The organism is Streptomyces sp. SID5785, from assembly GCF_009870065.1.
Classification (GTDB): domain Bacteria; phylum Actinomycetota; class Actinomycetes; order Streptomycetales; family Streptomycetaceae; genus Streptomyces.
Window position 1 is genome coordinate 1 of record NZ_WWIA01001023.1, and the last position, 3,583, is coordinate 3,583.

Here is a 3,583-nt window from a genome sequence, read left to right on the forward strand (position 1 = left end):
TCGTTCTACGTCCTCGTCTTCGGCCACGCCACCGACGCGCTGATGATCGAGGCGGGACTGCACTCCGGCTACCGCGAGTCGACGGGCTGCTCCCTGTACACGGTCGAGGCGCACCTGCGCTATCTGCGGGACGTGCCCGAGGGCGCCCATCTGGCCGTCCGCACCCGGGTGTTGGGCGCTGCGGGGAAGAAGGCCCGCTTCACGCACGAGATGTACGTCGTCGCGGAGGCGGGATCCGAGCCCGGTGCGGACGCCGCGCCCGTGGCCACGACCGAGCTGCTCGCCGTGCACGTCGACCGGGCCGCCGGACGCGCGGTGGCGCTGCCCGAGGACGTGCTCGCCCGGTTCGCCGAGTTCACCGAGCGGGACGCCCCTGAGTGGGCCGGACGGTCCGTCGCGGCGGTCGGCTGAGCGTCTCAGGGACGGCGGGAAGGGCCCCACGGAGTGATCCGCGGGGCCCTTCCCGTGTCCCCGGGCACCGCACGCCGTCCGGTGCTGTCACGCTTCACCCGGTGCCCCCGGGTCCCGGCCGGGCCCCGACCAATCCACCGCCCCGGCGGCTCCGGATCACTGGTGAGGATGCACCGACCATGGCCACGGAGGGCCCAGTGAGAGAAGCCGTACACATCGGCCGCCACCCCGACACCGAACCTGACCTCCAGGAACTGGTGGGCCGGGCCGCGCTCGGCGACGAGTCCGCGTTCGCCTCGGTCTACGACGTCGTGATGGGACCGGTCCTCGGCACCGTGCGCGCCGTGCTGCGTGACCAGGCCCAGTCCGAGGAGGTCGCGCAGGAGGTCCTCGTCGAGGTCTGGCGCACGTCGCCCCGCTACCGCCGCGACCTCGGGACGGCGCTCAACTGGATCCTCACCCTCGCGCACCGGCGCGCCATCGACCGGGTCCGGTCCGTGGAGGCGTCCGCGGCCCGCGAACGCAAGGCCGCGCAGCTGGCGCGCACCCCCGAGTTCGACGAGGTGACCGAGCAGGTGGAGGCCCGTCTCGAGCGTGAGCAGGTGCGCCGCTGTCTGCGCACCCTCACGGAGATCCAGCGCCAGGCGGTGACGCTCGCCTACTACCGCGGTCTGACCTACCGGCAGGTGGCCGAGGCCCTGACCGTGCCGCTCGGCACGGTCAAGACCCGGCTGCGGGACGGGCTCATCCGGCTGCGCGACTGCCTGGGGGTGACGGCATGACCACCGCCGACCTGCACACCTTGACCGGCGCCTACGCGCTGCACGCGCTGCCGGACGACGAGCGCGCCGCCTTCGAACGGCATCTGGCCGAGTGCCCGGCCTGCCGGGACGAGACCGCCGAGCTGACCGCGACCGCGGCCCGGCTCGGACTCGCGGCGTCCGCCGTCCCCCGGCCCGGCCTGCGCGACGAGGTGCTGCGCCGGATCACGACGGTGCGCCAGGAGAGCCCCGGCACGGTCCGCACCGGGCGGCCCGCCCGCGGCCGGCGCTGGCAGCGTGCCTCGCGGTGGGCGCTCGCCGCGTGTGTCGCGGTCGCCGCGGCGCTCGGCGGTACCGCCGTGTGGCAGCACCAGCGCGCACAGGACGCGAACGAGCAGGCGCGGCGCGCGGAGCAGAACAACGACCGGATCGCCGCGGTGCTCTCGGCGCCCGACGCGCGGACCGCCTCGGCGAAGCTCGCCGGAGGCGCCTCGGGGACGGTCGTCGTCTCGGGCAGCCAGGACCGGGCCGTCTTCCTGGCCTCGGGCATGGCGCACCCGCCGCGGGGCAAGGTGTACCAGCTGTGGTTCGACGACGCCGGCACGATGCGTTCCGCCGGGCTCATGGACAGCGCGCGCACCGATCAGGCCGTCCTGCTCGACGGCGGGGTGGACGGGGCATCCGGGATGGGCATCACGGTCGAGCCCGCCGGGGGGTCGGCGCATCCGACCTCGGCGCCGGTCGCCCTGATGAAGTTCCCCGCCTGAGCGCGGGCCGGGCGCTCAGACGAGACCGGTGACGACCACGGTGACCCGCACGTCGTCGCGCCCGTCCGGCAGCGCCGCCGCGATCCGCTCCTCGGCGGCGCTGCGGGCGGCCCGGGCGACGTCGGCGGTGCGGGCCCGGCTCCGGGCGACGAGCTGGATCTCCACCTGCCAGCCCGCCCCGCCGGTCCGGCGCGTCACGCGGACCCCGTCCGCGGGTCCGGTGTCCGGATCGGTGCGGGAGAACGCGGAGCGCAGCCGGCCGGCCAGACCGGGCCGCAGGAAGGCGACGTCGGGCAGGTCCGCGACCGCACGGGCGATCTCCTGCACAAGCGTGCCGGGCAGCGTGCGCGGGTTCATCGGGCCCCGCCTTCCTGGTCGTCGGCCGACCCGTCGACGAGGTCGGTGATGCGGATGTCCACGGCGAGCACCGGCAGACCGAGGGCGGAGTCCGCCGCGTCCCGGACCCGGGCGCGGACCTGCTCGGCGAGCGCGGGCAGGGCGGCGTCGTGGGGTGCGTGGATCTCGAGGCGGACCTCGACCGGTCCCGGGGCGCCGTCCCGCGGGGCGGGCCGCAGCCGGCAGGACCCGGCCCGTACTCCGGGCACCGTCTCGGCGGCCGCGCGCAGCGAGCGGGCGGCGACGGCCTCCATGACCCACAGGTCCTCGCCGGGTTCGCCGAGGGGCAGCGGGCGTCCGGGGCGCAGTTCGAGACGGACGACGTCCATCACGCGGCGGGCCACGTCCGAGCCGTCGGGGTCGTCGGCGTCCGCCGGGTCCGCGCGCAGCCCGCGGACCGCGGACTCGAGCCGGTCCAGTTCGCCCAGGGCCTCGCGGCAGTGCGGGCAGGTACGCAGGTGCGGGTCGTCGGCCCGGTCCTCCCAGGCCTCCCAGACCTGGGACAGGAGCCGGCCGCAGGGCAGCCGCTCGTCGTCGTCGGCGGCGCCGGAGCGTGCGGTGGGCGGATCGGTGTGAGCGGTCATCGCCAGGCCCCCAGTGCTTGAGTCAGGCAGCGTCGTGCACGGAAGACACGGGCCCGGACAGCCTCCTGGCTGATGCCGACCGCGTCCGCGATGAATTCGTAGGACTGGCCGTCGAGTTCGCGCAGCACCCAGCAGGCGCGCTGTTCGGCCGAGAGGTCCTCGAGCGCGTCCCGCAGCTCGCGGACCGCGTCGCGTCCCTCGGCGATGCGGGCCGGGGACACGGCGTGCTCGGGTGCGGGCACCTCGCCCGCGGACTCCAGCGGTGCCACGGGCCTGCGGGCGCGCAGCACGTTGAGACAGCGGTTGGTGACGATGCGGTACGTCCAGGTGCTGAAGGACGCCTGCCGCTGGAACTCGGGCAGTCGGCGCCAGGCGCTGATGAGCGCGTCCTGGACGGCGTCCTCGGCCTCGGCGCGGTTGCCGAGCAGGCGGGTGGCCAGCCTGATCAGCGCGGGAGCATGGCGCTGCACGAGGACCGCGAACGCGTCCTCGTCCCCTTCCGCTGCGCGGACGACCAACAGGGCGTCGTCGTCCGCGCCGCCTTCGGGCGGTGCGGTCTGTCTGCGCGACCCCGGCACTGAGTGGCTCCTCTCGTCGGGCCTCATCCGGTCCTGTGCGTTGGACACGGCACCAGCTCTTGTGTGACGCACCGGAAAGTTCTTCA

General features: G+C 75.2%; 6 protein-coding genes. 3 read left to right on the forward strand and 3 right to left on the reverse strand.

The features are described 5' to 3' along the window. The 3 genes from GTW43_RS33185 to GTW43_RS33195 form a co-directional block, all read left to right on the forward strand. The coding region (locus tag GTW43_RS33185) for a thioesterase family protein (protein ID WP_161305694.1) at positions 1-411 on the forward strand (411 nt) is incomplete at its 5' end. A 197-nt stretch (positions 412-608) separates the two neighbouring features. Next, positions 609-1,193: an ECF RNA polymerase sigma factor SigK gene (sigK, locus tag GTW43_RS33190; protein WP_161305695.1), complete on the forward strand. Its 585-nt coding sequence runs from the start codon at positions 609-611 to the stop codon at positions 1,191-1,193. Beyond that, a complete protein-coding gene (locus GTW43_RS33195; protein WP_161305696.1) occupies positions 1,190-1,939 on the forward strand; it encodes an anti-sigma factor in 750 nt (249 codons plus the stop codon). The genes sigK and GTW43_RS33195 overlap by 4 nt, the downstream gene beginning before the upstream one ends. Before the next feature lie 15 nt (positions 1,940-1,954). Here GTW43_RS33195 and GTW43_RS33200 read toward each other — a convergent pair whose 3' ends face one another. From GTW43_RS33200 to GTW43_RS33210, 3 genes are read right to left on the reverse strand one after another with little or no spacing between them, the layout of a single operon-like run. After that, positions 1,955-2,296: a hypothetical protein gene (locus GTW43_RS33200; protein WP_161305697.1), complete on the reverse strand. Its 342-nt coding sequence runs from the start codon at positions 2,294-2,296 to the stop codon at positions 1,955-1,957. Further along, on the reverse strand, positions 2,293-2,919 hold the full coding sequence (locus tag GTW43_RS33205; protein WP_161305698.1) for an Asp23/Gls24 family envelope stress response protein: 627 nt from the start codon (positions 2,917-2,919) through the stop codon (positions 2,293-2,295). Before GTW43_RS33205 ends, GTW43_RS33200 begins: the two co-directional genes overlap by 4 nt. After that, positions 2,916-3,497 (reverse strand): sigma-70 family RNA polymerase sigma factor, encoded by a 582-nt coding sequence (locus GTW43_RS33210; RefSeq protein WP_343246019.1) that lies wholly within the window; start codon positions 3,495-3,497, stop codon positions 2,916-2,918. The genes GTW43_RS33205 and GTW43_RS33210 overlap by 4 nt, the downstream gene beginning before the upstream one ends. Positions 3,498-3,583: the final 86 nt, after the last annotated feature.

Excerpts from the sequence above, each read along its gene's own strand:
- GTW43_RS33200 (WP_161305697.1), bottom strand. The coding sequence starts at position 2,296 with ATGAACCCGCGCACGCTGCCCGGCACGCTTGTGCAGGAGATCGCCCGT.
- GTW43_RS33205 (WP_161305698.1), bottom strand. The coding sequence starts at position 2,919 with ATGACCGCTCACACCGATCCGCCCACCGCACGCTCCGGCGCCGCCGAC.
- GTW43_RS33195 (WP_161305696.1), top strand. The coding sequence starts at position 1,190 with ATGACCACCGCCGACCTGCACACCTTGACCGGCGCCTACGCGCTGCAC.